Here is a 26980-nt window from a genome sequence, read left to right as displayed (position 1 = left end):
CAGGAGATGTATCATGCCACAGATCGGTCAATTCGCGCGTGACGCATCCGGCTTCGCCGGTCAGCTCGTCACGCTCACCATGAAGCGCGATCTTGTTATCGTGCCCACTGAGCATTCCGATACGGAGAATGCGCCGGACTATCGCGTCCATTACATTGAACATGACGGGCCGGAGGTCGGTGCAGCATGGAAACGCACCGGCGAAAAGGCTGGCGAATATCTCTCGGTGCTGCTCGACGATCCCGCCTTGCCGCAGCCGATCCGCGCCAACCTGTTCCGCGACGACGATGCAGGAGCGTCATGGTCGCTGCACTGGAGCCGCCCGCGGCCCCGCGAAGATCGGGACTGAGATCATGCGATCCCGCGCCCTTCTTCTCTTCACGGCCCTTCTGTCGGCTGGCAGCGGATTGACGCCTGCATTTACGCAGGTCACGCCGCAACCCGCGCCTGTTACCGCGCATCCCCATGCCGCTTTCATTGCCGCGGCGTCACAGCGTTTCGGCATTCCAGAGCACTGGATTCGGGCTGTGTTGCGTGTGGAAAGCGCGGGCGATGTGCGCGCCATCTCATCGGCGGGTGCAATGGGACTGATGCAGGTCATGCCCGATACCTGGGCGGGCCTGCGAAGCCGCCATGGTTTCGGGCGCGATCCTTACGATCCGCGCGACAACATCCTCGCAGGCACAGCGTATCTGCGCGAGATGTGGGACCGCTATGGCAATGTCGCCGCCATGCTGGCGGCCTACAATGCCGGTCCCGGTCGCTATGACGAGCATCTGGCGACCGGCCGCACTTTGCCCGCAGAAACACGCGCCTATGTCGCTACGCTCGCACCGCTTCTCGGCGGTGCGACTGCGCCTGATGTGCCGATGATCGTGCCGCCGCCATCGCCGGATTGGCGCGAAGCTCCGCTTTTCGTTGCGCAATCCAGCGGCAATTCGGCAGCGGCCAATCAGCCGTCGAGCGACGTCCGCGCAACCGTTCCGATGCGCGTTTCCGTCGATCAGGAACCGCGGGACGGCGGCATAATCGTGGCCCGTGCAAGCGATGGAGATGGGCCATGAGCATGGCGTCTCCACGCACCTTCGGTCCGCTTCCGGTGTGCAGTCAGGCAAGGGGTCGCCTGGCTGCATTCCCCACAGGAAGGGCAAAAAGGGCAGGGAAGGCGGAGGGCAAGATAAAGGAAACCGGCACCCTGTCGGGCCGGTTTCTGGGCAAGTCCTTGTCTGCACACTGTTTTGGGGCGCGGCGCACGGCACCCTGTTTTAGGGTCTCGCGTGCCGCGATATGGCGCAAAGCACCGGCTTTGCTGGGTTTTGACCGGCACTATAGCCGAATATCTGCCGTTTGCGTGCCTAAACGGCATGGAATGCGCTCATGAGCGCCGACGACGAGAACCGCTTTCGCCCCAGGCCAGGTCGGATCAAATCCGACGTGCCGAAAGCGGGCAGGGCGAAGAGTTTTCTGACGGAGGCGAAGAAGCTGGCGCGTCAGCATAGCAACAGCCCCGGCAGATCATCATCATTCGTATCACAGACGTCCTCGTCGTCTTCATCTGGTTCGGCCGGAAAGAGCGGGAAGGCATCGCGCGGTGGCAAAGGTCCGGGCCTCAAGCGTGGCCGTGGTGCGGCATTTGTCCGTGCGCGAACCCTGTCGGGCGGGTGGCGGCACAGTGCGGCCGGAGTGCGCCGCGTCGTCGTCAAAACCCGGTACGTTCAGAGCGCGGGGAAGAACGGCAAAGGGGCGGCCCATCTGCGCTACATCCAGCGCGACGGCACCTCGCGCGATGGCGAACGTGGCCAGCTCTATTCGGCGACCGACGATCGCGCTGATGGAGATGCCTTCCTTGATCGCGGCAAGGATGATCGCCACCAGTTCCGCTTTATCGTTTCGCCCAAAGATGCCGCCGATCTTTCTGACCTCACCGAACACACCCGCGATCTGATGAGCCGTATAGAGGCTGACCTTGGCACGAAACTCGATTGGGTCGCGGTCAATCACCACAATACCGGCCATCCCCATGTCCATGTCATCGTTCGGGGCAAGGACGATCTGGGCGAGAACCTGGTCATCAATGGCGACTATCTCGCCAATGGTATTCGTGAGCGGGCGAGCGAACTGACCACGCTGGAACTCGGCCCCGTGACCGAGATCGAACACAGCCGCAAGCTGTCTGCCGAAATCGATCAGGATCGCTTCACGCGCATCGACCGCGCCATGACCGAGGAGGCCGATGAAAGGTTCCTCGATCTGCGCCATGAACCGACCGATGCACGCCGCCAGTTCAACCGCACGCTTCGCCTGCGCCGTCTCGCCAAACTCGAAAAGATGGGGCTGGCCACCGAACACGCGCAGGGCGTCTGGGAGCTTGGCGCGAAGATGGAGCCGGCGTTGCGTGAACTGGGTGAACGCGGCGACATCATCCGCAACATGCACAAGGCGCTGAAAGCCGATGGGCAGGAGCGTGATCCGATGACCTTCCAGCTTCACGATGCAGCACCTGCGGTCCCCATCACCGGCCGCGTCGTGGACAAATATCTCACCGAAGAGATTGGCGAGAAGCTGACGCTCGTGGTGGACGGCATCGACGGGCGAACACACCATATTCCCGGTATTGATCCGGCCCACGTCGAAGACGCCCGGATCGGCAGCATCGTGGAAGTTGGTCCCGCCGATACGGCGCAACGTCCCTCTGATCGCACCATCGCTGCGATCTCGGAGAATGGTATTTACCGACCGAGCCGCCAACTAGAACAGGCGAAGTTCGAGGGACGTGTGCCTGGCGGGGATTACGAAGGCTATGTTGATGCCCATGTCCGGCGACTGGAGGCGTTGCGCCGCGCCGGGATCGCTGAGCGGATCGAAGCCGATCAATGGCGCATCCCCGATGATTTCGAGAGCCGCGCCGCAGACTATGATGCCGGTCGCAACCCGCAGGCCAGAATCCGGGTGGTCTCGACCTTCGACCTCGAAAAGCAGATTGGCGCCGATGGTGCGACCTGGCTGGACCGGCGACTGATTACACCGGACGCTTCGGACCTTACCCCGGGAGGGTTCGGTCAACAGGTGCGCGAGGCTATGGACCAGCGGCTTGAGCATCATATCGCACAGGGCGATGCCACGCGGCAGCAGAACGGACGCATCCTCTACCGGCGCAACCTGCTCGCCAATCTGCGGGAACGGGAAGTGGCCCGCGTCGGTGCAGAAATGGTCAACAGCAAAGGCTTGCCGTTCCGTGCGGCTGCCGATGGCGAAAATGTCAGCGGCAAGTTCACCGGGACAGTTCAGTTATCGAGCGGCAAGTTCGCCATCGTGGAGCAGAGCCACGAGTTCACCCTGGTTCCATGGCGGCCGGTCATCGACCGCGAGTTCGGCCGCGAGGTTGCGGGCGTGGTGAAGGGTGGATCAATATCGTGGCAAATGGGTCGGCAGAGAGGGCTTACGCTATAAACGCTGTAAAACGTAACGAGATAGGGGCTTGAACCGCCAGCTTTTGTCGGGAGGGGGAGGAGTATTTCGCCCTGTCGGGCGCGCCATGAAATTCGGTAGACCTGAGTTCCCTTGCACAAGAAAGAGCCCCCCGAGCGCGACCTGTGCGAAGAGTTGAGCTTGGATCTTGTCTAACTGAACTTGCACTTGATGACACGGCACGGATGTTTGACGTCAGCAAGCACCGTGGCGATGTTCGGTTGCCCGTTCGTCAAGAAGATGCAGGATTTGCCAGCTTTAGAAGTTTTGCGCTTGGCATTGGACATAGCCCTATCGGCCCAGTCCGGTCTCCTCGTCAAACGGTAATTCATCCCAGCTATCGCCCCAGGGTGCGCCTTCGTCCCGAGAGATCAGTCGGTGCCCTTCTTCGCGGAAGACATCTCAGGATCGCGCGTTCTGAGAGACTTAGCCAATTTTCAATGCTGCCCGATATCCATGCGAGCCGTCGAGCCATCGCCGTAAATGATTGGAATTGGACTCTCATCACAGAACCGTATTGAGCTCCGTCGGCTTCCCTTCATGTTGGTAGCTCGGCTAATCGGCATTGGAAGCATCTAATCATGGCGCACTCAAACACCTGTGGACGAACGCGATCGACATAGCCCCTTCTCCGGCTGCAGATGCGACCCTCTTGATCGAATTATGCCGAACATCTCCAACCGCGAATGACCCAGGTATGCTTGTTTCAAGGAAAAAAGGCTCGCGTTCGAGCTGCCAACACTCAGGCGGCCTCCCGTTCGCATTGAACAGGTCGCGCCCGGTGATCAGATAGCCAGATTCATCGCGGGCGATTTTAGAATTTCTGGCCCATTCCGTGTTAGGTCTTCCACCGATGCAAACGAAAAGGCGGTTTGCTTTCAATACTTCTTTCGAACCCGACCCATGGGAGACAATTATCTCGTTCAGTTCGTCTTCGCCTTTCAATTCCGTCACAATTGTACCGGTTCTAACCTCGATGTTCGAGGTGTTTTGGACCTTTTCGACCAGGTATTGCGATAGGGTGTCAGCAAGTCGTTGTCCGCGGACCAGCATTACGACCCTCCTTGCATACGCAGAGAAATGCATCGCAGCTTGTCCTGCCGAGTTCCCGCCGCCAACAACATAGACGGTTTTTCCATCACAGAGCGGAGCTTCGCTCGCCCCGGCACCATAATACAGACCTCTGCCGAGCAGTTGCTGCTCACCGGGAAGACCTAACTTTCTCCATTCGACGCCCGTCGCACATACATTGGTCCTCGCGATCAGGCTGCCTCCATCCGCGAGATCTACATGGATGCGGCCCGTTCGAAATTCGGCGTTAACTCCCTCCCGCATTTGCAGGAACTCGGCTCCAAACTTCACTGCCTGTTCGCGGGCTCTCTCGGCAAGCTCGGATCCACTTATACCTTCGGGAAAACCCATGTAGTTTTCGATAAGCGATGAGGACCCGGCCTGCCCACCCACTGCGTGTCGTTCGATCACGACTGTCTTAAGACCTTCTGATGCAGCATACACCGCAGCCGACAGCCCGGCCGGACCAGCCCCGTAGATGGAAACATCATATTCCTGTTGGCGAGGCTGCTCAACGAAACCTAATTTCTCTGCGATGGATCTGACTGTTGCACTATAAATCCTTGTCCCATCGGCCAACTCGACCAGAGGCAGGCTTACATCTCCTAACCCGCTTATTCCCAGCAGCCGACGAGCTTCCTCGTCTGACGCCACTTCGTTCCATTGATAATTGATTACCGACCGCGAAAGGAAATCCCGGATTTCGTATGCCTCCGAGGAGCCTTTAGCTCCCCAGAAATTGATTATTCCGGTACGACCAGCTCGATTGATCATTGGCACACCACTTGCAATTCCCTGACGGGTAATCCGAGAGCTGGCTTGGTGTATTGGATGTACGTGCCCATCAGCGTCAATGCTGTAAGCAGTAGTCCAATTCCGACAAGCGCGTCAGTTCCAGTCATCGTATCCTTCCTTCACCGCTCCCACGAGTTCTGGTACACGGAGATGCCGGAACGGCTGGGAGGCGACTTTAGTCGCTTCCTTTGGCCCATTTCTTCCCGCGTTGACTCCCCCGCCATAGCGTCACCCCAAGGCTAACGGGGGATTAGCGCTGTCGAGGAACTCGACGGTGGTAAACACCAGTTCCGTGTCACCAATGTTCTCAAGATCATGGGTCATGAATTCGCCGCTTCCGAACTCGAAATGTTTTGTATCGCCGGCCGCGTAGGCCGTTTCTGCGGTCCGTCCGTCCGCATAGTGGGAAAGGGCTTTACCCGGCGTCAGAACCGTCCAGAAATAATCGAGGACATGCGTGTGAAACCCGATTCTTTCGCCGGGCTTGAGCGAAAGATACCAGACGCGCACGCGGTGCGACTGAGATACAAGCTTGCTTCCCACGTACCCGTTGCCCCGGTGAGCAAGATATTCGTCGCGCAGTTCAGGCGACCAGTTCTGGGGTGGAGCAGGATATTTGATAGAGGTGGCAATAGTCATTGATATCTCCTTTGCTGTGTTCAATGGCCTGTGAGATTAAGGCCCGTCTGAGCTTTGATCTGCTGTGCGTCAAAACCAGACCGCACGGTCTGCGCCGAAGGGGATCGATCTAGGGTGGAAACGAGCCACGTCGTCAGGAATGCGAGCGGGACTGAAAAAAGGGCTGGGTTGTCGTAGGGAAACGGCGCAGGACCGAGGTTCAGGGTCGAAGTCCAAACGCTTGGGCTTAAGAGAACCAGAACCAGCGATGATACCAGGCCGACCAGAGACCCGCTCACAGCACCGCGCGTCGTCAGGTTTCTCCATTGAACGGATAGGAGCAGGACCGGAAAGTTTGCGCTTGCTGCAATCGCGAATACCAGCCCGACGATAAAGGCGATGTTCTGATTTTCGAACAAAAGACCCAAGGCCATCGATGCCAGACTGATCACGACGGCCGAGACCTTGGAAACCTTAACTTCAGTTTCCTCGCTGACATTTCCGCGCTTGAACACTTTGGCATAGAGATCATGGCTTGCCGCAGAGGCCCCCGCAATCGTCAAGCCGGAGACGACGGCGAGGATCGTGGCGAAAGCTACGGCTGAGATGAAACCCAGCAGTACAGGGCCGCCCAGCGCGTTGGCGAGATGTAGCGCCACCATGTTGGAGCCTCCGATGATCTTTCCAGCCGCATCGACGAAAGCAGGATTTCCCGAGACCAACGCGATTGCACCGAAGCCTAGAACGAACAACAGAGAATAGAAGATCGTGATAAAGCCTGTGGCGACAAGTATTGACAGCCGCGCCTGCTTGCTGTCGGCCACGGTGAAGAAACGCATCAGGATATGCGGCAGGCCAGCCGTTCCGAAAATCAGGGCAAGCCCAAGGGATATCGCCGAGATCGGGTCCTTGATCAGTCCCCCCGGCGCCATGATCGCCGCGCCTTTCGCATGCAGTTGGATCGCCGACGAAAACAGCGTCTCGAAGCTGAACCCGAAATGGGCGAGGATCAGCAGTGACATGATGACCGAGCCGGAAAGGAGCAGGACAGCCTTGATGATCTGCACCCATGTCGTGGCCAGCATTCCGCCGAAGGTGACGTAGAGCATCATCAAAATGCCGACGAGGAGAACAGCAACCGAATAGGGAAGGCCAAACAGAAGTTCAATCAACTTCCCTGCACCCACCATCTGCGCGATCAGGTAGAGCAGCACGATGACGAGAGAATTAATCCCCGCCACGGCTCGGACGGGTCGTTCCGACAGGCGGCTGGCGGCGACGTCAGCGAATGTGAAGCGCCCCAGGTTACGCAATGGTTCGGCGATCAGGAAAAGGATCATAGGAAATCCGACGAGAAAGCCGATGGCATAGATGATCCCGTCATAACCCGAGGCGAAAATGAGCGCCGTCACGCCGAGAAAGGTTGCCGCGGATGTATAGTCGCCAGCAATCGCAAGTCCGTTCTTAAATCCGCTCAGTCCGCCGCCGGCTGTGTAGTAGCTGCTGGCGGTCTTCGTCCCCTTGCGCGCAGCCCAGAAAGTGATGCCGAGACTGACGGCTACGAAGGCGAGAAAGAGCCCGATTGCCAATGGGTTTACGTTCTGGCGAGTGACCGTGCCGGTCAAGGCGTCAGCGAAAGCCGTCGATGAGAGCAGCAGACAAAAGACAGCGCAAACCGCGGTCCTGGAAAGGAATCCGGTCATCAGCGAACCTCCTGTTCGAAGCGGTTCGTGAGGCTGTCCAGGCGGACATTGGCGAACACCACATAGATCGCTGTCAGCAGGAAGCCGAAGCATAGGATTCCGACCCCGACCAACACTCCCCAGGAAATGACCGAGCCTTGGTGTATGGGCGTCCCAAGCACTCCCGGTCGAAAAGCGACTGTCAGGATGAATGCAAAGTACGCGATTGCCATCAGTCCTGCCAATGACATGCCTGCGAGGTTTCGCTCGAAGCAGAGCCGACGAAACGTCGGACTGCTGGTGAGATGTTCTATGGTGGGCATTGTTTCCTCCCGAAATCCTGCCGTTGTATGTTTAGTCATGCGGCGATGCCGGTAGAAACAGCTGTTTCGGCCATGATCGCTTCCGGTCGACGATGCTGTTCGGCCATGATGCGTTCCTCGTCGGTCAGCGCCTGCGCTTGCATATACGCTCCAAGATGTCGGGCGCGCCGGATGACAGCGGCCCCGAATACCGTGCGCCGTGCGCTGAATTCATCGAGTGCAGCCGAGAGGTCGGCGGGATAAAGTTCAAGAGCGTCAACAAGCGCCTTCGCATCGCCAGCCGCCTTCGTAACTCCCATCCCGACATGGGGGCGTGCAACGAAAGCAGCATCGCCCAGCACCACAGTCCGTTCGCCCAACCGCATGCTTTCGACCTCGAGGTCCTGGATCGCCTGAATGAAAGGTTGCTCGGTTCGCTCCACGACCTCCGCGAACTGAGGCGCGAGAAGGGCTCGTGCGCTTTCGCGTATACTGGCAATAACCTCGAGACGGATCATATGCGGGGGAATGGAAAGAGGATGCGTGACGCCATCTGTATCGGTCAGCAGTTCAGATAGATGCGCGCCCTCCGACGCTGGCCTGTACCATACGAAATTGTACCTGCGCTTGCCGATCTCGACATTTCCCTCGGCTGAGGCGACGGGGTAACCCAGCATTTGCTCACCGGCTGGCAGCGAGAATGAAAAGTGATGAAAGAGCATGTCACGCGTCTCCTGCGTGAGTGCTGCTTCATCCACCAGTCCTCGCCAGGCGATGTAGCCGACGTAGTTTGGCAACGCCGCCGGACGAAACTGCCGGCGCACCGTGGAGAAAAGTCCGTCGGCGCCGACGAGCAGGTCACCCTCTATCGTTTCGCCGTTGGATAACGTCAAAACGACCGATTTCGCAGATTCTGTAAAACTGGCGACGTCGCAACCCTGTCGATAACAGCCGTCCGGTAGAGCCTCCCTTAGCAGTGCATACAGTGTGCCCCAGGATGTCAGAACCTGCGGCAGGTCCAGCTCCCCGACAATAGAGCCATCGGTGGCGAGTATCCGTCGCCCCGCGACGGTGACGCCAACGGAAGCCGCATGTCGATCTATTCCGGCAGCGTCGAGAACCTCGAAAAGTTCCGGATGAGTGACGATGCCTGCCCCTCGCTTCGAAAGATCGGCATCTACCCTTTCGTACACGTTCACGTCCCACCCGGACCTGTGGAGTAAAAGAGCAGCAAACATACCCCCAAGTGACCCCCCCGCAATAAGGGCGCGAGGGCGCGATTTCTGTATTCTCATGGGATCCTCCAACTCGGAACGCGCTCCACCGCGATGATTATCGATCGATAAATTAACCACGCAAAATGTGATGTCAATCATTATTTATCGATTGATAATTAATGTCTCTGGAAATGCATTTGGAGGAGGTGCCTCATCAGGTCTGGAAAGCCTGGGGGGCGCCTTTCAGGAACGCTCTGACCCGCAAAGAAATATCCGCATCGTGATCTTCGGGGATCGCCATGCCATAGATGAACTTGCGAACACCGAGATAGAAGATCGAGGCATGCAGGCTCCAGACAAGTTCTGCTTCCTCGTCGCTTGGCGGATCAGATCGCTTGATCTGATAGGCTTCGCGGATTTCATGCACGACGAGATCGAACGCGGCCTCTCTTAAAAAGCTTAAGTAACGGGCGTTGAAATCAAGCCCCTTCAGTCCGGCGAACATGAATAAACGGACCCATTCGTAACTGAGGATGACGCGGGAATATTGGCGATAGAAGCGGCAAAGACGGTCTTCGATCGGCAAACCTCGATCTCTCAGTTGATCTTCCCACGCCTTGTTCCAAGGGTTGACGAACACTTCTTCGTAAACGCGATCCAGCAAGGCGTCCTTGTTCGGGAAATATCGATACAGCAAGGGTTGTGTGATGCCGATGCTGTTCGCAAGCTCGCGTGTCGAACCATCAAAGCCATGTTGTGCAAAAAACGATATCGCGGCTTTTACAATAGCTTGCTCACGCTCCAGCGGATCAAGACGCGTTTTTTCGGAAGCTTTCGCCATAAACAATACTCACATGCTATTTATCTATCGATAAACGACTTTGTAACATGTGGCCAGTCAATAACGATTGAGACTGAGACGTCGACGAATCCCATCCATTCGATCACACCGGTGGAAATCCGCAACTACGCTGCACGTGTAGCCGCCCATGGGAGCATATCGATCTGGCGCAGAATCCGCCGTCAACATTCAGGCGTCAGGTACTTCGACGCACTACGGTCCGCACTGCTATTAAGTGCATTTGCACGACCCCTGTGACCAAAGCTGTATTCCGTCTACGGAGCTTGCGGTCTCAGGGGCAACGCTATGATCGAAGTAGATGCAGAATGTGCTCACCGGAGTTTCGCCCAAAGCCTGGCTCATTGCCGATTCGGGCGTGATCTAGAGGAACTGGTCCCTGTTCAACCGGGGGCACGCGAGAGAAGGTCACATCAGCCCTTTAGCTGATATGTGCGAGTGTCTCGTCCAACCAGTCAAACATCGTTTGGTTGGCAAGCCGCATCGCGCCCATGTGGCAATGGGTTGACGCCCCTACGGCCCGGGTCAGCGTGACCGTTTTATTTTCTGCTTTAAGACCGTCGGCAACCCGCGTGGCCTGACCTTTCAGAAACATATCCTCCTCCGCCTCAAGAATGAGCGTCGGGGCCTCGATCCGGTCGATGATGCCGTCGAGTGTATAGTCGGCGGTTTTGCGCAGATAGTCGGCGATCGAAGTCGCACCGGTCGTCCAGACGCCGTTGCGGAGCGCCCAACGGGCCGAAGTGCTTTGCTTCATGAAAAGGCGCAGCACCTGCTCGACTTCGTCGTCCTTGTCTCCCTGCTTTACCCATTCAATGAGGAAAGGGGGCAGCAGCGCGGCATTGGCGCCGAAGAAATCGAACATGCCGTCGTCGAGCAGAAGTGCGGCGGGACGGTTGTCAAAGGCGGCAGCGCGCGCAATCAACAGGGCTCCGAGGCTGTAGCCGAATGGCACCAGCTTGTCAGACGCGAACTCCGGGCTTCCCTCGGCATAGTCGAATACCGATGCCATCACCGTTTCCCAGTCGGGGCGGAAGACGAGCCCATCGTCACGAAGCGCGCTGCCCTGACCGGGTCCGTCAAAGGCAATGACATTGTAGCCGCGTGCAATCGCGGCAGCACCAATTACGAACCAAGCTTCCTCCCGCGTTGAATCGAAGCCATTGACATAGATGATGGTCGGGCGCGGCGCACCGCTATCGTCGACCAGAAAGACGTAGGCGGGCAGGCTGCGGTCGCCATAAGGGATGCGGACATCCTCGACGGGGGTCTCGAACAGCGTGGCCGCTTTCAGGAAGGTCGCACGTGATTTGGCCGTAAGCCCTTTCACTTCTGGATCATTGGCAGCATCGTCGCGGCGATAGAATTCTGCGACGCGATAATAGTTCGAAGAACGCAAGAAAGCCTCACGTGCGCTGACACTGTGATGGGCCGCAAGCGACGCTTCCCCTATAATCTCGATCCGTGCAGCAAGCGCCTTCCATTCACGGTGCCAAGTAGTCTCGTCACCCTCCGGTATCTTTTCTGCAGTCACAATGATCTCGCCGAGATCTGCGCCGCCATCGGCGGCAAAACCTGCTGCGCGGAGCGTTTCGAACGAGAATGATTCATCTTCAAACAGGAATTTCATGGGGCTGGTCCTTTCAGGGGGAAGTAGGTTGAGAGAAAGCGTGCGGCGGACCGCATTAGTCGGACGGGAAGACGGGCAGGACGTGTTCGGCGAGTTCGGCCATCACTTCACTGGCAGGTCGTTGTGAGTGGCGAAGATTGAACGTTACGTGGTGCACGCCGGCTCTAGCGAAGCCTTGCAGTTCTTCGATCAGACTGTTTCGCCCGAGGCGATAACCGAGGAAGATCGGTTCAGGTGCGGCGTTAGGCTCTTCGGCCAGATCAATAAACATCGACTGGGCGAAAGGGCGAAAAGCATCGGCGGCTTCTGTTTGTGCAACGCGCTGCCAGAGTTGGAGCCGTGGCATCTGCTCAGACAGGGGACGGAAATAGCTGACCCAGCCGTCCATGTTGCGAGCGATCCATTGCAAGCTCTGCCGCGCGCTGCCGACCGCAAGGAGAGGTAGATGCCGTCCGATGGGTTTTGGGAGAAGATCAAGCCCATGAAGAATGCCGAAATTTCCGTTAATCTCGGGATAGTCTTCTGAGGTGCTCCGACGGATCACATCGATGGCCTCTCGATACGCCTCACCACGTGAGGCATGATCGAGACCGAAGGCCGGGTACTCGGTCGCGCGGTCGCCAGATGCCGCGCCAAGCAGGAAGCGCCCGCCGCTTATAACATCGACAGAAGCTGCCGCCTTGGCGGTATGGAGCGGATGTCGTAGCGGCAGGACAATCCCGGCCGAACTGAGCGCGGCCCTTTTCGTGACTGTTGCCAGTTGACCGAGCCAGACCCATGGATCGTAGATCTGGCCGGCATCATTGAAAGCCGGATCAAACAGAGGCACGTCGCGCACCCATAGCGCGGCAAACCCCAACTGATCAGCGTGAGCGGCCAGATCGAGTTGACCCGCCATGTTCGGCACGCCGTTCACCAACGGCGCCATCGGAAGCATCATTCCGAGCGTCAGTTTGCTCGGCTGGAACATCCGGTTGAAGCCGGCGTGATTGATCGCTGGTGTTACCGACATGGTGGGTCTCCTTTTTGGAAACAAGCTCAGGCAACGGTGCAGACACCACCGGCACATTCACTGGCAAATGACGCATCTGCGGCGGCGCGCTCGACAGCGCGTCTAAGTGCCTCGTCAAAAACCTGCTGAGGCTGGGCACCGGAAATGATTTCTCCGTCGATGTTGAAGTTCGGCACACCTGAGACCTGCAATGACCGTTCAACATCCCGGATCGCGTCGCTTTGTTCATCGCTGGCGAGGAAAGCCGCGGCCCTCTCGCGGTCGAGGCCATGTTCGGCTGCAATATCCGTCAGTGTCGCGATATCACCGACATCCCGGCCAAGTTCGAAATAGGCCGATAGAAGTGCATTGCCCAAAGCGTTCGCAGCACCGAACTGCTCCGCAAAGCGCATCAGGCGATGCGCCTGGAAAGTGTTTGGGGTTTTCTCTATGGCGTCGTAAGCGAATGCCACATCGTCATCTTCTGCCGCAGCAACAGTCTGGGCGTCCAGCATTCGGCTGCGCTCCCAACTGCCGAATTTCATCGAGCGATAGATTTTGCGGTTCATACCCTCGGTTGGCATCGACGGGTTGAGCTCGAACGGCTGCCAGCGCAGTTCGACGGATGTGCCTTCCGGAAGCTCCTCGATTGTCTTGAGGAGGCGACGCTCGCCGATCAGGCACCAGGGGCAGATGAAATCGGAAGTAATCGTAACGGGAATGGACATGATGTGTCTCCTTTCGGAAACTAACTTCGCTCTTTCCGTGCGATGTGATAATCAGGCAAATATAGAGATGTTCATTGCGTCATGCGCAAAGGTGAAAGATGGATCGGTTCGCGGCGTTGAATGCCTTCGTAGCGGTGGTTGAACATGGTGGATTCGCTCCGGCGGCAAGGCGTCTGGGACAGGCGCCCTCATCACTGACTCGACAGTTGAACGTGCTGGAGGAAAGCCTCGGAACGCTTCTGATGAACCGATCGACCCGAAGTGTGACACTGACCGAGGCAGGCCAGCAATATTATGAAGAGGCCCGTCGCATTCTTGAGGATCTCGTGAATGCGGACCGGGCTGTCAGCGAATTATCTGGCCCGCCAAGCGGTTTGATCAAGGTGACGATGCCCGTGGCTTTTGGCCGCTTGCATGTTGCACCGGTGCTTCCTGCTTTTCTGCGACAATACCCGCAGATCCGGCTCGACCTGCATCTGAGCGATGCTGTGACCAATCTCGTCGAGGATCGGCTGGATATCGCGATTCGACTTGGAGCGCTCAGTTCCTCCAACTTGCTCGCGCGAAAACTGGCACCGCATCGGCGAATTATCTGTGGCAGTCCTGACTATCTTGGTGAGCATGGAACGCCGGCTGAACCGGGTGATCTGGCCCGACACAACTGCCTGCTTTTCGACTACCAGACAACGGAACACAGTTGGACGCTCGCTCGCGATGTCAAACGGACGAAGGTTGTTGTGACGGGAAATCTTCGTGCAAACAATTCCGAAGTTCTTAGGGAAGCGGCAATAGGGGGCGCAGGTCTGCTACTGATGCCCACCTGGCTGGTCGGCGGCGATATCGCCGCAGGCCGTTTGACGCCTGTGCTGCAGGACTGGACGCCATCGCCGGGCGCTGAGGAAGGTGCCATTTGGGCGGTTTACCAACCGAACCGCCGCGGCTCGCGAAAGGTGGCGAGCTTTCTCGATTTCCTCGCAAACCATTTCGGTGCCCATCCTTACTGGGAAATTAAATAGAATTATCAGAACGCCTTATGACAATCCATTGCTTCATCATTGCGCATGACGCAATGAACATCTCTATATTTGCCTGATTATCATCATAGATGCTTTGATGCAGTGTGGCCTTACAAACCAAGGAGGCTCACATGCAGACCACCCTTTCTTCCAACTCTACCCGTCGCAGGGCGCTGATTATCGGCGGTTCGCTCGGTGGATTATTTGCTGGCACCATGCTGCGCAGCATCGGATGGGACGTCGATATCTACGAACGCTCCGAGCACGATCTCGACAGCCGTGGCGGTGGTATCGTATTGCAGCCTGATGTCGTTGAGGTGTTCCGTCGCGCTGGCTTGAAGCTGAACCGCGACGAAATGGGTGTGCGATCTGGCTATCGGACGGTGTTCCGGCCGGATGGGTCGACCCAGTCTAAACAGTTCTTGCCGCAGACCCAGACATCGTGGTCGCTGATCTATTCAACATTGAAAGAAGCGTTCGGCGATGCGCGGTACCATTCCGGCAAACGCCTCGCCCGGATCGAACAGGATACTGAAGCAAGCAGCGTTACGGCATTTTTCGATGATGGGAGTGCTGAAATCGGTGATTTGCTGATTGGTGCCGATGGTGGAAATTCCACTGTGCGCTCCCTTATCTGGCCACAAGTGCAGCCGAGTTATGCAGGCTATCTCGCTTGGCGCGGACTTGTGCCGGAAGAGGACATGCCGCATTCGGCACGCGCTGACCTGCATGGCGATTTTGGCTTCGCGAACAACAAGGGCTCGCACATCCTCGGTTATCTTGTTCCGGGCGAAGGCAATGACATGCGGCCGGGCCACCGGTTCTATAACTGGGTCTGGTATCGGGTCGCCAACGACGATCAGTTGCAGCAGATCATGACGGATCGCGACGGACTGCAACGCGGTTATTCCATCCCGGAAGGAAAGTTGGCCGACGCGTGGGTCAAACATCTGCGTGCAGATGCCGCAAATCTGTTGCCTCCGCCGTTTCGCGAGGTCGTCGAGGCGACCGACCAACCTTTCGCGCAGGCAATCCGCGATCTTGCTTCAGACGAGATGGTAAAGGGGCGCGTCCTTATCTTAGGCGACGCCGCCTCGATACCCCGTCCACACACAGCCGCCAGCACGTCGAAAGCGGCAGCCAATGCGATCGCACTCGCCGATGAACTCGACGCGACACCGGATGATATCACAGCCGCCCTAGCCCAGTGGGAGCTACCACAGGTCATGTATGGCAAATATCTCGAAAAGCAGGGCACAGAAGCAGGCAATTATCTGCTGTTCCACTCCCTTCTCGGTTCAGCGGTCGGCTGAACCATGAAGAATTCACTTCGGGACGTACTGTCTTGAGGGAATGAAAACCCCACCAACCATCAATGTATAAAGGAGAACGACTATGAGCTACGTCACCACGCAGGATGGAACCCGCATTTTTTACAAGGATTGGGGCAACAAGGACGCCCAGCCCTTCGTCTTTTCGCATGGTTGGCCGCTCAGCGCCGACGCATGGGACGGACAGATGCTGTATCTCGTTCAGCAAGGCTTTCGCGTCGTCGCCCATGATCGGCGCGGTCACGGACGCTCGGATCAGCCAGCAACCGGTAATGACATGGACACATGGGCAGACGATCTGGCTACCGTCATGGACACGCTTGATCTGAAGAACGCTATCATGGTTGGCCATTCGACCGGTGGTGGCGAAGTCGCACGCTATATTGGTCGTCATGGTACGGCACGCGTAGCGAAGGCCGTTCTCGTTGGGGCTGTCCCGCCGATCATGATCTCGACGAAGGAATGGCCGGGCGGCCTGCCGCTCGACGTGTTCGACGGTATCCGTAAGAACGTGCTCGACAACCGTTCCGACTTCTATCGCAACCTTGCCATTCCCTTCTTCGGTTTCAACCGCGAAGGGGTCGCGATCAACGATGGTTTGCGCGAAAGCTTCTGGTTACAGGGCATGAATGGCGGCATTTTGGCCCAGTATGCCTCAGTTCAGGAGTTTTCGGAGGTTGACTACACCGAGGACCTGCGAAAGATTGACGTTCCGACGCTCATCATTCACGGTGACGACGATCAGATCGTTCCCATTGCCCACGCTGGTGAACTGACGGCCAAAATTGTGCCGAACGCGACACTGAAGATCTATGCGGGCGCTCCTCATGGTCTGGCTTCCACCCATCAGGACAAGCTCAACGCAGATCTTTTGGATTTCGCGCGAGGATAAGAACGCACCCTGCCGGTGACGTGGTTCACCTTCGCCGGCAGGTTGCTTTTCGAGTGCACGAATGGAGATTTCCGATGAGTTCCCGACCCAACGCTAACTCCGCATCGTGTGACAAGTACAATAAGGCTCGCATGAAGCCACTTTCACGGCTGGAACCTCGTGCACTTCCTTTTCCGAGGATGTAAGTTGATATGCGCCGACGTAGAATTAACGGCTCTCGCGATACGGGGAATGTCCCTTCGCTCTTAAGCGGCAGAATCCCAATGGCAGCACTGGTCCAAACCCTGGCAGTTGCTGAATATCTCAGTTTTTATCGCGCGGCCCAAGCACTTGGTACTAGCCAATCGAGTGTCAGTTCGCGGGTCAAGGCATTGGAAGATGATCTTGGCATTCTCCTGTTTGACCGAAACACTCGGGGTGTCCGCCTAACAAAAGCCGGACGCCGCTTCATTGAATACGTCAAGGAAGCCATGGAAATTCTTGATTATGCGATTAAAACGGCCCAAACGCATTCGCGTGGTGAGGAAGGTGAACTGCGTATAGGTGTCTATGCACTCACGACTGGTAGCTCTCTTGAGCGGTTGTTGGATCAGTTTCACATCAACTATCCTGGGGTTCGGCTACAAATCATTGAAAGCACAGCACGTCGCTCTCAATTCATGCTGCGCGAGGGCAGAATTGACGTCGCGTTCATGGCCAAAACCCATGACTTTCCTGACCTTAATTCGAAAATTGTATGGCATGATCGGTTGATGGTCATGCTGCCAGTACGGCATCCGCTGACCTCGCAGCAAGAAGTTGATTGGCGTCAGCTCGCTGAAGAAACCTTCCTCGTCCGCCAAGACGGCACCGGCCCACAGGTGCATGATCTGGTTGTGGCGCGATCGGCAGGGAAGTGGCAAACACCGAACATCCGTCGCTTTGCAGTCGGTCGTAGCTCGTTGTTATCAATGATCGCGGCCGGCCACGGTATTTCGCTCTTTGTCAAGGAGGGGGCATTAGCCGTTACTGGCAACGTGGCTTCCCTGCCAATCCGAGACGAACAACAACCCATCGCATTTTCGGCTGTCTGGTTGCCCTCGAACCACGATCCAGCACTTCTGAACCTGCTCTCGATGGCAACGAAAATGGCCCGCTCACTTCCAAGATCTGATCCGCGCTAACTCACCCTGACAGTGCCGGAATAGTTGCACAATTAACGTCGACATATCCTTGCGAAAAAAATATCTATGACACATGAATACGACAACAGAAGACACCATCGCGAACAAGATTAGCCGCGTTCTGGCTGACCGGATTGTCACCGGTGCTTTAGCGCCTGGCGCAAAGCTCAGGCAAGACCACATTGCCGAGGAATTCGGTGCTAGTCATGTTCCAGTCCGAGAGGCTTTTCGGCGTCTCGAAGCTCAGGGGCTCGCAGTAAGCGAAGCGCGTCGGGGCGTAAGAGTTGCATCGTTCACATTGGCAGAGGTCGAAGAAGTTGCGCGAATGCGTTCTGTGCTTGAGGGTCTAGCACTTCGTCATGCGGCTCCGCATTTGACGCCATTCCTCCTGGACGAGGCTGATGCCATTAATCGTACTGGTATTCATGCTAACGATATAACCGAGCGAGAAGAGGCAAATAGACAGTTCCACCGACTGCTGCTGACGCCGTGCGACATGCCAAGATTGCTTGCTGAAATTGATGATCTTCATTTGATCGGTTCGCGGTTTCTCTTCGTCGCAGGGCGTTCCGGTTGGGCGCAGCGTGTGGATTCAGACCATGAGAGCATTCTCCATTGCCTTAGAATGGGCAATGTGGGTGGAGCGGTTGGTACGCTTGAGCGCCATATTTTGAGGCTTGCCGAAAAACCTGTTGCGCGCGCGCATATGGTCCTCTCACGAACGACATAAAAAAGTCCTTCTCCAAACGCTTTCGCTGCGCGTACGATTACGTTCTTCTCAATGTAGCCGGCCGGTTGCCGCCGCCTTGAGCTGCCCCTGAACCGTTCGACCACCTCGGAGTCTGAGACGAAGTCTTCTAGGAATTCATTCCACGTCTGTTCGGTGGCGCGGGCGGTGGGGAGCATTTCCTTTAGCTCTAAGATGCCGTCATCGCGGCCGCCGTTCCAACCCAAGGACATCGCCGCGCATACTCACCCCCGCATAAGACACGTCACTAATGACGTCGTTAAGCACGTCCCGAGGCCGATCGACCCAAGTTCAGGCGGGCGGTGGCAATCGGCCGGTCACTTCTCAATGTGGCATCTTGCGTCTGCGCAGAATCATAGATAAAAAAAATATAAATCTACATTATGACGACGGAGAGCCCAAATTGTATCAAAAATCGATGCCATCAGTACGAGATAAGGATTTTTTTGGGTCAAAGGCAGGTCGAGTCTCGATCTCAGAGGCTATTTTTATCTATAATTTAGCTTTTAACGATCTGCTTTTCCAAGCCCAACAGGTGCATCGCCGTCATTTCGATGCCAATGCCATCCAGATGAGCAGGCTCCTGTCCATCAAAACGGGTGGATGCCCCGAGGATTGCAGTTACTGCAGCCAGTCCGCGCGCAACCCGACGGGTCTGAAGGCCTCCAAGCTCATGGAGGTGCAGCGGGTGCTGGCCGAGGCGCGCAAGGCGAAGGAAGGTGGGGCGACGCGTTATTGCATGGGCGCGGCCTGGCGCAATCCCAAGGAACGCGATATGGAGGCCGTGGTGGCGATGGTCGAGGGTGTCAAGGCGCTCGGTATGGAGACCTGCATGACACTCGGCATGCTGACACCGGAGCAATCCGAACGGCTCGCTGATGCGGGGCTCGATTATTACAATCATAACGTCGATACGTCCGAGCGCTTTTATTCGCAGATCATCACTACCCGCACTTTTGAAGATCGGCTGGAAACGCTCGCCAATGTCCGTGATGCGGGTATCAAGGTCTGTGCCGGCGGCATTCTCGGCATGGGGGAAACGGTCGAGGACCGCATTTCGATGCTGGTGACGCTCGCCAATCTGCCGGTTCCACCGGAAAGCGTGCCGATCAACATGCTGATCCCGATCCCCGGTTCCAAGCTCGCCGACGCCGATCCGGTCGACCCGATCGATTTCGTCCGCACCATCGCACTGGCGCGAATCCTGATGCCGCGTTCGCATGTGCGGCTTTCCGCCGGGCGCACCGAGATGAGCGACGAAACGCAGGCGCTCTGTTTTCTGGCCGGAGCCAATTCCATTTTCGTCGGTGAAACGCTGCTGACGGCCGATAATCCGGGTGAGGATCACGATACGGCACTGTTCCGGCGTCTGGGTCTTAAGCCGATGGAGTTGCAGCCTGCACAATCCGGAGAGGGCCGGTGAGCGCATCGGCACTCTCCGCTTACGAGGTGAAACTTGCCGGTCTGCACCGCAAATCGCGGCTACGGGCGCTCTCTCCCCAGCAGGGGATCGATTTCACCTCCAACGACTATCTCGGACTTGCCGATGCACCCCGGCTGAAGGCGGCGATGACCGAAGCAATCGAAAGGGGCGTGCCGGTCGGCGCTGGCGGCTCACGCTTGCTGCGCGGCAACCACCCGGAACATGAGGCGCTGGAGGCGGAGGCAGCCGCGTTTTTCGGTACGGAAAAAACGATCTATTTCGGTAGCGGTTTCGCCGCCAATGTCGCACTTTTTTCCACCTTTCCGCTGCGGGACGATCTTGTGCTCTACGATGCGCTGATCCATGCGAGCGTGCATGATGGTATAGCGGCCGGCAAGGCGCAGGCGCTCGCCGTGCCGCATAACGAGGTCGGGGCATTCGAGCGGGAAATAAGCCGCTGGCGTCAGGCTGGCGGTCGTGGACGGCCGTGGATCGCGGTTGAAAGCCTTTACTCCATGGATGGCGACCGGGCGCCGCTTGCGGCGCTTGCCGAACTTGCCGAACGGCATGGCGGTTTTCTTGTGGTCGATGAGGCGCATGCCACCGGCGTTTTCGGACCCGGTGGTCGTGGCCTTGCGGCAGAACTGGAAGGGCGGGGCAATGTGGTGGCGCTGCACACCTGCGGCAAGGCGCTTGGCCTTTCCGGCGCACTTCTGAGCGCGCCTGCGGTTCTTGCCGACTACCTCATCAACCGCGCCCGGGGTTTCATCTATTCCACCGCGCCTTCGCCGCTAATGGCGGCGGCGGTGCGGGAAGCCTTGTTGATCATCGCCGAGGAAGGTTGGCGGCAGTCGCGGCTGGCGGAACTGATAAATTTTGCCGGTGAAGAACTAAACTCCCGGCTCGGGGTCACACCCAGCGGTTCGCAGATCATGCCGGTGATAATCGGCGACAACGCCCGTTCGCTCGGCATAGCTGCGCACCTGCGTGAAAGCGGTTTTGACGTACGGGCGATCCGCCCGCCGACGGTGCCCGAGGGAACGGCGCGCCTGCGTCTTTCCATCACGCTGAATGTGGATGAAAGCCAGATTGCCGATATGGTCGGGCATCTTGCCTTCGCATTGAAGGAGGAACGGGCATGAGCCTTCGTTTCGTCATTTCCGGCACCGATACGGGCATCGGCAAGACGGTTTTTGCCGCAGCGCTTACCCACGCCCTGCAGGCTTCCTACTGGAAGCCGGTCCAATCCGGGCTGGAAGAGGAGACCGATAGCCAGACCGTGGAGCGGCTGGGTGGTGCGCCGCGCACCCGCATCCTGCCGGAAGCTTATCGCCTCAAAATGCCGGCCTCGCCGCATCTTTCGGCGCGTCTCGAGAATGTGACGATCGATCCCGCACTCCTGCAACCGCCGGAAACGGAGGGGCCGCTGGTAATTGAAGGGGCGGGCGGGCTTCTGGTGCCGTTGACCGACAAATTGCTGTTTGCCGATATCTTCGCCGGCTGGCAAATACCGCTGATCCTTTGCGCCAGAACTGCGCTCGGCACCATCAACCACACGCTGCTGTCGCTTGAGGCGCTGCGGTTACGGGCCATTCCGGTGCATGGCCTGGTTTTCATCGGCGACGAGCACGCGGAAAATGAGCGCATCATCACCGATATCGGCGGGGTTCGTGCACTCGGCCGTCTGCCGCGTTTGCCTCAGATGACCGCCGGGGCGCTGCATCAGGCTTTCGCCCGGCAATTTAATCCTGCCGATTTTCTGGAGGCTACGGCATGAGCCCTTCGCCCATCTGGCATCCCTTCACCCAGCACGGGCTGGAGCCGCCGATGAAACGCATCGTGTCGACGCAGGGTGCCTATCTCGTCGATGAGGATGGCACTCGGCTGTTCGATGCGATTTCATCCTGGTGGGTCATCACCCATGGTCACCGGCACCCGGCGATCATGGCCGCCATCCGTGCCGCGACGGAGGCCTTCGATCAGGTGATTTTTGCGGAATTTTCCCACGAGCCTGCCGAGGCGCTGGCAAGAGGGCTGATCGACATTGCCCCCGCCGGGCTGGAACACGTGTTTTATTCCGATAGCGGCTCGACCGCAGTGGAAGTGGCACTGAAAATGGCGCTCGGTTATTTCCATAACCGCGGAGAAAAACGCGATCGCATCGTGGTGATGGAACATGGCTATCATGGCGATACGATCGGCACCATGTCCACCGGCGAACGTGGCGTGTTCAATGCTGCTTACGAGCCGCTGCTCTTCGGCGTCGACCGTCTGGCTTTTCCGGAACAGGGCAGCGTGCAGGCCACCCTCGATATGCTTGAACATTTCTGCCGTTCAGGCCGTGTCGCCGCCCTGTTGATTGAGCCGCTGGTGCTCGGCGCCGGCGGCATGAAGATGTATGGCGCAGATGTTCTGGCCGGGCTGAAACAGATTACCGAACGCCATGGCTGCCTGTTCATTGCCGATGAGGTTATGACCGGCTGGGGCCGGACCGGAAGTCTTTTCGCATGCGAGCAAGCCGGAATTTCTCCGGATATCCTGTGCACGTCGAAGGGCCTGACCGGCGGTTCCCTGCCGCTGGCGGCCACGCTGTGCAGCGGCGATATCTTCGATGCGCATTTTTCGACCGACCGCCGCAAGACCTTTTTCCATTCGAGTTCCTATACCGCCAATCCGATTGCCTGCGCCACTGCCGTCGCGAATCTCCAGGTCTGGCGGGATGAGCCGGTGGCGCAGCGTATCGGGCAACTGGAACAGACGCTGGGGGACCATCTGCGGCGCTTTGCCGATGACAGACGTTTCACCAATCTCCGGCAGGTGGGCACCATAGCAGCACTCGATCTCGTGGTGCCTTCCGGCGGTTATCTGGCCGAAGTCGGGCCACGCATGCGGCGTCTGTTCCGCGAGCGCGGGTTTGTCATCCGGCCGCTCGGCAACGTAGTTTATCTGATGCCCCCCTATTGTTCGACATCAGACGATCTGGCCCGTGCCTTCGACGCCATCGATGAAGTCGCCTCGATCATTCTGGAGCGCGTGTGATGATCGCGGGTCGGTCATCGCGGCTGGCGGGCTTCGGGCACGCCGTGCCGGCGCGCTGCGTCGAGAATGCCGAAATCGAGACACGTTTGGGACTTGAAGCAGGCTGGATCGAACGTCGGACAGGGATACGGACACGTTATTGGGCGGAGGAGGGTGACACGCTGAGCGGCCTTGCCGCCGAAGCTGGCCGCATGGCGCTGGAAGATGCGGAAATCGCCCCTGACGATATCGCACTGACATTGCTGGCAACCTCCACGCCGGACTATCTTCTGCCACCTTCCGCACCGCTGCTTGCACATCGGCTGGGACTGTCACGATCGGGCGGGATTGATCTCGCCGGTGCCTGTTCCGGCTTTCTTTATGCACTCACTCTTGCCGATGGTTTTGTTCGCACCCAAGGTCGTGCCGTACTGGTGGCATCCGCAAATATCCTCAGCCGCCGTATCAATCCTGCCGAACGGGCAAGTGCCGTGCTCTTCGCCGATGCGGCAGGTGCTGTTGTGCTCGTGCCAGATCGGAATCCCCGGCGCGGTATTATCGCTACCGACCTATTATCGGATGGAAGTGGCTATGATTTGATCCAAATCCCGGCAGGCGGTAGCATACGCCCATTCTCATCGGAGATAGGGCCGGAAGAATTTATGATGACGATGCGGGACGGTCGTGAGGTTTTTTCTCGCGCGCTGGGCCTCATGACGCAGGCTTCGTGCCGTGTGCTGGATCAGGTGGGGATTGCTGGCGACGATGTCGATCGCTTCATTCCGCATCAGGGCAACGCGCGCATGTTCGGCGCGCTATGCAATAATATCGGCATAGATCAGGCAAAGACGGTTCAGACGATTGAAACTTATGGAAATTCATCTGCCGCCACCATCCCACTTTCATTATCCATTTCAAACAGCAAAAAGAGGTTTGCTGACGGTGAATTTCTGCTTCTGACTGCTGCCGGGGCAGGGCTGACCGGCGGAGCTGTCGTTGTTCGAAGTTGATATCCGGGCCTAACGAAAGCCATACGGTACTGAGAAACAATGGTGAGGCGGCAGGAGGCTTTGATAATGGGTTGGGTAGCCCCTCCTGACGGCACTTGTGTGCCACAGTGATCCAGAAAGGATCAGAAGGAATTGCCATGAAGGAAATCTCGGTTATCGGCGTGACCTGGCGAAGCAGGTTTCTCAGTTGCATGGGGCCACAGCGGGCGGCAAGGTCTTGTTTCGCAAGAAGCTGTCGCGCAAGCAGTTTGTCGTGTCACGCTGGGTGCATCGTTGTAATGGAAGCTTGCGCGACCGCCTAGCATTGGGCGCGGAAGCTGACCGCCATCGGGCATGAGGTGCGCCTGTTCGCCCCGAAGTTGGTGAAGTCGTAGAGATCAGGGTAATCGGTCCCGAATTTGATTTGCCCCAAGTCGTCCGATTTGCCGCCAATAGTATCCGATAGCCCTACAGCTACGTATGTTTTGTTGCTCCGCTTAAAATACTCCATTCTCTGATCGGTTCCGGCACTTTTGCTGATTGGAGTCACTATGCGCGGAGGCCGAATACTCTGGGGGCAGATTGCCGCCGTTTTCACCATTGTCATGGTGATGACCTGGGCAGCGACGCAATGGGTAGCGTTCCGGCTCGGGTTTCAACCCCAGCTAGGAAGCCCCTGGTTCGATCTGGCCGGTTGGCCATTCTACCATCCGCCCGCCTTCTTCTGGTGGTGGTTCTCATTCGACGCCTATGCGCCCGTGATTTTCATGGAGGGTGCGGCCATCGCCACCTCGGGCGGCATCCTCGCGATTGCTGCCGCCATCCTCATGTCGATCATCCGGGCGCGCGAGGCGCGCGGCGTAGCCACCTACGGTTCGGCGCGATGGGCGGAAGATAAGGAGATCCGCAACGCCGGGCTACTCGGCCCCGATGGCGTCCTGCTCGGCCGATACGACCGCGACTATCTGCGCCATGACGGGCCGGAGCACATCTTATGTTTCGCCCCTACGAGGTCCGGCAAAGGCGTCGGCCTTGTGGTTCCGACACTGCTGACCTGGCCGGGAAGCTGCATTGTCCACGACATCAAGGGCGAGAACTGGACCCTGACGGCCGGCTTTCGGAGCAAGCACGGCCGCGTCCTGCTTTTCGATCCGACCAACGCCAAGTCCTCCGCCTATAACCCGTTACTGGAGGTGCGGCAGGGCGAATGGGAAGTCCGCGATGTGCAGAACATCGCGGACATATTGGTCGATCCAGAAGGCAGCCTCGACAAGCGCAACCATTGGGAAAAGACCAGCCATAGCCTGCTGGTCGGCGCAATCCTGCACATCCTCTATGCCGAGAAGGATAAAACCCTGTCCGGTGTCGCCAACTTCCTGTCCGATCCGCGCCGCCCCGTCGAGGCGACGTTGCGCGCGATGATGGACACGCCGCATCTGGGCGAGGCAGGCGTCCATCCCGTCATCGCGTCGTCGGCGCGCGAGTTGCTGAACAAGAGCGAGAACGAACGGTCGGGGGTGCTGTCCACCGCCATGTCGTTTCTCGGCCTCTATCGCGATCCTGTCGTGGCACGCGTCACAGACCGCTGCGATTGGCGGATTGCCGATCTTGTCGGCAGACGGGAGCCGGTCACGCTCTACCTTGTCGTTCCGCCCTCCGACATCAACCGGACGAAGCCGCTGATCCGGCTCATCCTCAACCAGATCGGCCGCAGGCTGACCGAGGAACTGACCCTATCCGGCAAGCGGCATCGTCTGCTCATGATGCTGGACGAGTTTCCCGCATTGGGCAGGTTGGATTTTTTCGAGTCCGCGCTCGCCTTCATGGCGGGCTACGGCCTCAAATCCTTCCTGATCGCCCAATCGCTCAACCAGATCGAGCGCGCCTACGGGCCGAACAACAGCATTCTCGACAACTGCCATGTTCGCGTTGCCTTCGCCACCAATGACGAGCGCACCGCCAAGCGTGTGTCGGACTCCCTCGGCACCGCGACCGAAATGCGCGATTCTACCAACTATGCCGGCCATCGCCTCGCGCCCTGGCTCGGGCATCTGATGGTGTCGCGGCAGGAAACGGCGCGACCGCTGCTCACGCCCGGCGAGATCATGCAGCTTCCGCCCGCCGACGAGATCGTCATGGTTGCTGGCACGCCGCCGATCCGGGCGAAGAAGGCCCGCTATTTCGAGGATGCGCGATTGCAGGAGCGCATCCTGCAGCCGCCCAAGCTGCCATCCGTTCCCGCGACTAAGCCGGCAACCGACGACTGGACGAGCCGCATCATCGTAACGGCGGAAAGATCAGCGCCGGCCGCTCCCAGCGGCGCGGAGGGCGACCCCGACAATGCCGGCATCCGCCGCGAGCCGGAGTTACCAAGCCAAGAGGAAATTATCCCGCCGCCAACACCGCCAGCCCAGGAGTTCGACATTCTGGACGACGAGCCGGACGTGGACGCCGCCAAGGCCCGCGCGCTGCGCTCGCGGATGCGGATGATCGCCCGGCAGGCGTCCATGAACCCCGATGACGGCATCGAGCTTTGAGGGGGAGCCAATGACGACCCGCACCCGCATGAATGTCTATTTCGACCCGGAACTGCTCAAGCAGGTCGAGGCGCTGTCGCTGCGCCGGCAGGTATCGAAGTCCGCCATCATCGAGGCGGCGGTCGCATCCTTTCTGTCGGGCGACACATCGGATCGGCTGGAAGCGGCCATGTCGCGCCGCCTGGACAAGATCGGCAGGCAGATCGGCACGCTGGACGAAGATCTCGCCGTCCTCGGCGAGACCCTTTCCCTGTTCGTCCAGTTTTGGCTGACCATGACCCCACCATTGCCGGACAGCGCCAAACAGTCCGCACGCATCAAGGGGAATGAGCGTTTCGAGGGCTTCATGCAGAACCTCGGCCGCAGGCTGGCAACTGGAGACAGGTTCCTGAAAGAGCTTTCGCGTGACATCGAACCTTCCCATCAGGCTCCGGCAGGAGCGACCAAAGAAGAACTGTCGGTCGACGCGCCCTTTTCTGGTGTTCGGCCTGAATGATGAGGG

24 protein-coding genes are annotated in these 26980 nt (G+C 58.2%); 15 read left to right on the top strand and 9 right to left on the bottom strand.

Going from position 1 to position 26980, the window contains the following annotated elements; genetic code table 11:
* Window positions 1-13: 13 nt before the first annotated feature.
* From FHW03_RS22710 to FHW03_RS22700, 3 genes are all read left to right on the top strand, one after another.
* Complete coding sequence (locus FHW03_RS22710; protein ID WP_182522706.1) at window positions 14-349, top strand: DUF736 domain-containing protein; 336 nt, start codon at window positions 14-16, stop codon at window positions 347-349.
* 4 nt (window positions 350-353) lie between these two features.
* Window positions 354-1064, top strand: coding sequence for a lytic transglycosylase domain-containing protein (locus tag FHW03_RS22705; RefSeq protein WP_182522705.1), 711 nt, complete (start codon window positions 354-356; stop codon window positions 1062-1064).
* A 313-nt stretch (window positions 1065-1377) separates the two neighbouring features.
* Window positions 1378-3450 carry a DUF3363 domain-containing protein gene (locus FHW03_RS22700; RefSeq protein ID WP_182522704.1) on the top strand — a complete coding sequence of 691 codons (2073 nt, stop codon included), beginning with the start codon at window positions 1378-1380 and terminating at the stop codon, window positions 3448-3450.
* A gap of 597 nt (window positions 3451-4047) precedes the next feature.
* On the opposite strand, the gene FHW03_RS22695 is transcribed toward FHW03_RS22700, so the two are convergent.
* The 9 genes from FHW03_RS22695 to FHW03_RS22655 all read right to left on the bottom strand — a co-directional run bounded on the left by FHW03_RS22695 (window position 4048) and on the right by FHW03_RS22655 (window position 13361).
* Complete coding sequence (locus tag FHW03_RS22695) at window positions 4048-5313, bottom strand: FAD-dependent oxidoreductase (RefSeq protein WP_182522703.1); 1266 nt, start codon at window positions 5311-5313, stop codon at window positions 4048-4050.
* 249 nt (window positions 5314-5562) lie between these two features.
* On the bottom strand, window positions 5563-5973 hold the full coding sequence (locus FHW03_RS22690; RefSeq protein WP_182522702.1) for a hypothetical protein: 411 nt from the start codon (window positions 5971-5973) through the stop codon (window positions 5563-5565).
* Window positions 5974-5993: 20 nt separating this feature from the next.
* A complete protein-coding gene (actP, locus tag FHW03_RS22685; protein ID WP_182522701.1) occupies window positions 5994-7655 on the bottom strand; it encodes a cation/acetate symporter ActP in 1662 nt (553 codons plus the stop codon).
* On the bottom strand, window positions 7655-7957 hold the full coding sequence (locus FHW03_RS22680; RefSeq protein WP_182522700.1) for a DUF485 domain-containing protein: 303 nt from the start codon (window positions 7955-7957) through the stop codon (window positions 7655-7657). The genes actP and FHW03_RS22680 overlap by 1 nt, the downstream gene beginning before the upstream one ends.
* Window positions 7958-7992: 35 nt before the next feature.
* Window positions 7993-9231 (bottom strand): FAD binding domain-containing protein, encoded by a 1239-nt coding sequence (locus FHW03_RS22675; RefSeq protein WP_182522699.1) that lies wholly within the window; start codon window positions 9229-9231, stop codon window positions 7993-7995.
* A 136-nt stretch (window positions 9232-9367) separates the two neighbouring features.
* Window positions 9368-9994: a TetR/AcrR family transcriptional regulator gene (locus tag FHW03_RS22670; RefSeq protein ID WP_182522698.1), complete on the bottom strand. Its 627-nt coding sequence runs from the start codon at window positions 9992-9994 to the stop codon at window positions 9368-9370.
* A gap of 439 nt (window positions 9995-10433) precedes the next feature.
* On the bottom strand, window positions 10434-11642 hold the full coding sequence (locus FHW03_RS22665) for an alpha/beta fold hydrolase (RefSeq protein WP_182522697.1): 1209 nt from the start codon (window positions 11640-11642) through the stop codon (window positions 10434-10436).
* A gap of 55 nt (window positions 11643-11697) precedes the next feature.
* Window positions 11698-12654, bottom strand: coding sequence for an LLM class oxidoreductase (locus FHW03_RS22660; protein WP_210277387.1), 957 nt, complete (start codon window positions 12652-12654; stop codon window positions 11698-11700).
* 26 nt (window positions 12655-12680) lie between these two features.
* Window positions 12681-13361 (bottom strand): DsbA family oxidoreductase, encoded by a 681-nt coding sequence (locus tag FHW03_RS22655; RefSeq protein WP_182522696.1) that lies wholly within the window; start codon window positions 13359-13361, stop codon window positions 12681-12683.
* A 98-nt stretch (window positions 13362-13459) separates the two neighbouring features.
* Here FHW03_RS22655 and FHW03_RS22650 point away from each other — a divergent pair, with 98 nt between their 5' ends.
* From FHW03_RS22650 to FHW03_RS22595, 12 genes are all read left to right on the top strand, one after another.
* Window positions 13460-14377: a LysR family transcriptional regulator gene (locus FHW03_RS22650; protein WP_182522695.1), complete on the top strand. Its 918-nt coding sequence runs from the start codon at window positions 13460-13462 to the stop codon at window positions 14375-14377.
* 131 nt (window positions 14378-14508) lie between these two features.
* On the top strand, window positions 14509-15690 hold the full coding sequence (locus tag FHW03_RS22645) for an FAD binding domain-containing protein (RefSeq protein ID WP_182522694.1): 1182 nt from the start codon (window positions 14509-14511) through the stop codon (window positions 15688-15690).
* An 82-nt stretch (window positions 15691-15772) separates the two neighbouring features.
* Complete coding sequence (locus FHW03_RS22640) at window positions 15773-16600, top strand: alpha/beta fold hydrolase (RefSeq protein WP_182522693.1); 828 nt, start codon at window positions 15773-15775, stop codon at window positions 16598-16600.
* A 263-nt stretch (window positions 16601-16863) separates the two neighbouring features.
* A complete protein-coding gene (locus FHW03_RS22635) occupies window positions 16864-17763 on the top strand; it encodes a LysR family transcriptional regulator (RefSeq protein WP_182522692.1) in 900 nt (299 codons plus the stop codon).
* A 73-nt stretch (window positions 17764-17836) separates the two neighbouring features.
* Window positions 17837-18493: a GntR family transcriptional regulator gene (locus tag FHW03_RS22630; protein ID WP_182522691.1), complete on the top strand. Its 657-nt coding sequence runs from the start codon at window positions 17837-17839 to the stop codon at window positions 18491-18493.
* A 436-nt stretch (window positions 18494-18929) separates the two neighbouring features.
* On the top strand, window positions 18930-19934 hold the full coding sequence (bioB, locus tag FHW03_RS22625; protein ID WP_182522731.1) for a biotin synthase BioB: 1005 nt from the start codon (window positions 18930-18932) through the stop codon (window positions 19932-19934).
* A complete protein-coding gene (locus FHW03_RS22620; protein WP_182522690.1) occupies window positions 19931-21076 on the top strand; it encodes an 8-amino-7-oxononanoate synthase in 1146 nt (381 codons plus the stop codon). Before bioB ends, FHW03_RS22620 begins: the two co-directional genes overlap by 4 nt.
* Window positions 21073-21711 (top strand): dethiobiotin synthase, encoded by a 639-nt coding sequence (bioD, locus tag FHW03_RS22615; protein WP_182522689.1) that lies wholly within the window; start codon window positions 21073-21075, stop codon window positions 21709-21711. Before FHW03_RS22620 ends, bioD begins: the two co-directional genes overlap by 4 nt.
* Complete coding sequence (locus tag FHW03_RS22610) at window positions 21708-22973, top strand: adenosylmethionine--8-amino-7-oxononanoate transaminase (protein ID WP_182522688.1); 1266 nt, start codon at window positions 21708-21710, stop codon at window positions 22971-22973. Before bioD ends, FHW03_RS22610 begins: the two co-directional genes overlap by 4 nt.
* The gene (locus tag FHW03_RS22605; protein WP_210277386.1) at window positions 22973-23962 is read left to right on the top strand and encodes a beta-ketoacyl-ACP synthase III; all 990 of its coding nucleotides are present in this window, start codon (window positions 22973-22975) and stop codon (window positions 23960-23962) included. The genes FHW03_RS22610 and FHW03_RS22605 overlap by 1 nt, the downstream gene beginning before the upstream one ends.
* Before the next feature lie 530 nt (window positions 23963-24492).
* On the top strand, window positions 24493-26478 hold the full coding sequence (locus FHW03_RS22600; RefSeq protein ID WP_182522687.1) for a conjugal transfer protein TraG: 1986 nt from the start codon (window positions 24493-24495) through the stop codon (window positions 26476-26478).
* Window positions 26479-26488: 10 nt separating this feature from the next.
* On the top strand, window positions 26489-26974 hold the full coding sequence (locus tag FHW03_RS22595; protein WP_182522686.1) for a CopG family transcriptional regulator: 486 nt from the start codon (window positions 26489-26491) through the stop codon (window positions 26972-26974).
* Window positions 26975-26980: the final 6 nt, after the last annotated feature.

The sequence above is a fragment of the Ochrobactrum sp. RH2CCR150 genome (assembly GCA_014138095.1).
Taxonomy (GTDB): Bacteria; Pseudomonadota; Alphaproteobacteria; order Rhizobiales; family Rhizobiaceae; genus Brucella; species Brucella gambitense.
The sequence above is the reverse complement of the archived record's forward strand: the minus strand, read 5'-3'. Positions and strand labels throughout refer to the sequence as shown.

Bases quoted from the DNA above. Each gene is read 5' to 3' on its own strand.
- FHW03_RS22670 (WP_182522698.1), bottom strand. From the start codon at position 9,994: ATGGCGAAAGCTTCCGAAAAAACGCGTCTTGATCCGCTGGAGCGTGAG.
- FHW03_RS22680 (WP_182522700.1), bottom strand. From the start codon at position 7,957: ATGCCCACCATAGAACATCTCACCAGCAGTCCGACGTTTCGTCGGCTC.
- FHW03_RS22710 (WP_182522706.1), top strand. From the start codon at position 14: ATGCCACAGATCGGTCAATTCGCGCGTGACGCATCCGGCTTCGCCGGT.
- FHW03_RS22640 (WP_182522693.1), top strand. From the start codon at position 15,773: ATGAGCTACGTCACCACGCAGGATGGAACCCGCATTTTTTACAAGGAT.
- FHW03_RS22675 (WP_182522699.1), bottom strand. From the start codon at position 9,231: ATGAGAATACAGAAATCGCGCCCTCGCGCCCTTATTGCGGGGGGGTCA.
- bioD (WP_182522689.1), top strand. From the start codon at position 21,073: ATGAGCCTTCGTTTCGTCATTTCCGGCACCGATACGGGCATCGGCAAG.
- actP (WP_182522701.1), bottom strand. From the start codon at position 7,655: ATGACCGGATTCCTTTCCAGGACCGCGGTTTGCGCTGTCTTTTGTCTG.
- FHW03_RS22650 (WP_182522695.1), top strand. From the start codon at position 13,460: ATGGATCGGTTCGCGGCGTTGAATGCCTTCGTAGCGGTGGTTGAACAT.
- bioB (WP_182522731.1), top strand. From the start codon at position 18,930: ATGCCATCAGTACGAGATAAGGATTTTTTTGGGTCAAAGGCAGGTCGA.
- FHW03_RS22630 (WP_182522691.1), top strand. From the start codon at position 17,837: ATGAATACGACAACAGAAGACACCATCGCGAACAAGATTAGCCGCGTT.
- FHW03_RS22700 (WP_182522704.1), top strand. From the start codon at position 1,378: ATGAGCGCCGACGACGAGAACCGCTTTCGCCCCAGGCCAGGTCGGATC.
- FHW03_RS22655 (WP_182522696.1), bottom strand. From the start codon at position 13,361: ATGTCCATTCCCGTTACGATTACTTCCGATTTCATCTGCCCCTGGTGC.
- FHW03_RS22610 (WP_182522688.1), top strand. From the start codon at position 21,708: ATGAGCCCTTCGCCCATCTGGCATCCCTTCACCCAGCACGGGCTGGAG.
- FHW03_RS22635 (WP_182522692.1), top strand. From the start codon at position 16,864: ATGGCAGCACTGGTCCAAACCCTGGCAGTTGCTGAATATCTCAGTTTT.
- FHW03_RS22695 (WP_182522703.1), bottom strand. From the start codon at position 5,313: ATGATCAATCGAGCTGGTCGTACCGGAATAATCAATTTCTGGGGAGCT.
- FHW03_RS22665 (WP_182522697.1), bottom strand. From the start codon at position 11,642: ATGAAATTCCTGTTTGAAGATGAATCATTCTCGTTCGAAACGCTCCGC.
- FHW03_RS22595 (WP_182522686.1), top strand. From the start codon at position 26,489: ATGACGACCCGCACCCGCATGAATGTCTATTTCGACCCGGAACTGCTC.
- FHW03_RS22605 (WP_210277386.1), top strand. From the start codon at position 22,973: ATGATCGCGGGTCGGTCATCGCGGCTGGCGGGCTTCGGGCACGCCGTG.
- FHW03_RS22645 (WP_182522694.1), top strand. From the start codon at position 14,509: ATGCAGACCACCCTTTCTTCCAACTCTACCCGTCGCAGGGCGCTGATT.
- FHW03_RS22600 (WP_182522687.1), top strand. From the start codon at position 24,493: ATGCGCGGAGGCCGAATACTCTGGGGGCAGATTGCCGCCGTTTTCACC.
- FHW03_RS22690 (WP_182522702.1), bottom strand. From the start codon at position 5,973: ATGACTATTGCCACCTCTATCAAATATCCTGCTCCACCCCAGAACTGG.
- FHW03_RS22660 (WP_210277387.1), bottom strand. From the start codon at position 12,654: ATGTCGGTAACACCAGCGATCAATCACGCCGGCTTCAACCGGATGTTC.
- FHW03_RS22705 (WP_182522705.1), top strand. From the start codon at position 354: ATGCGATCCCGCGCCCTTCTTCTCTTCACGGCCCTTCTGTCGGCTGGC.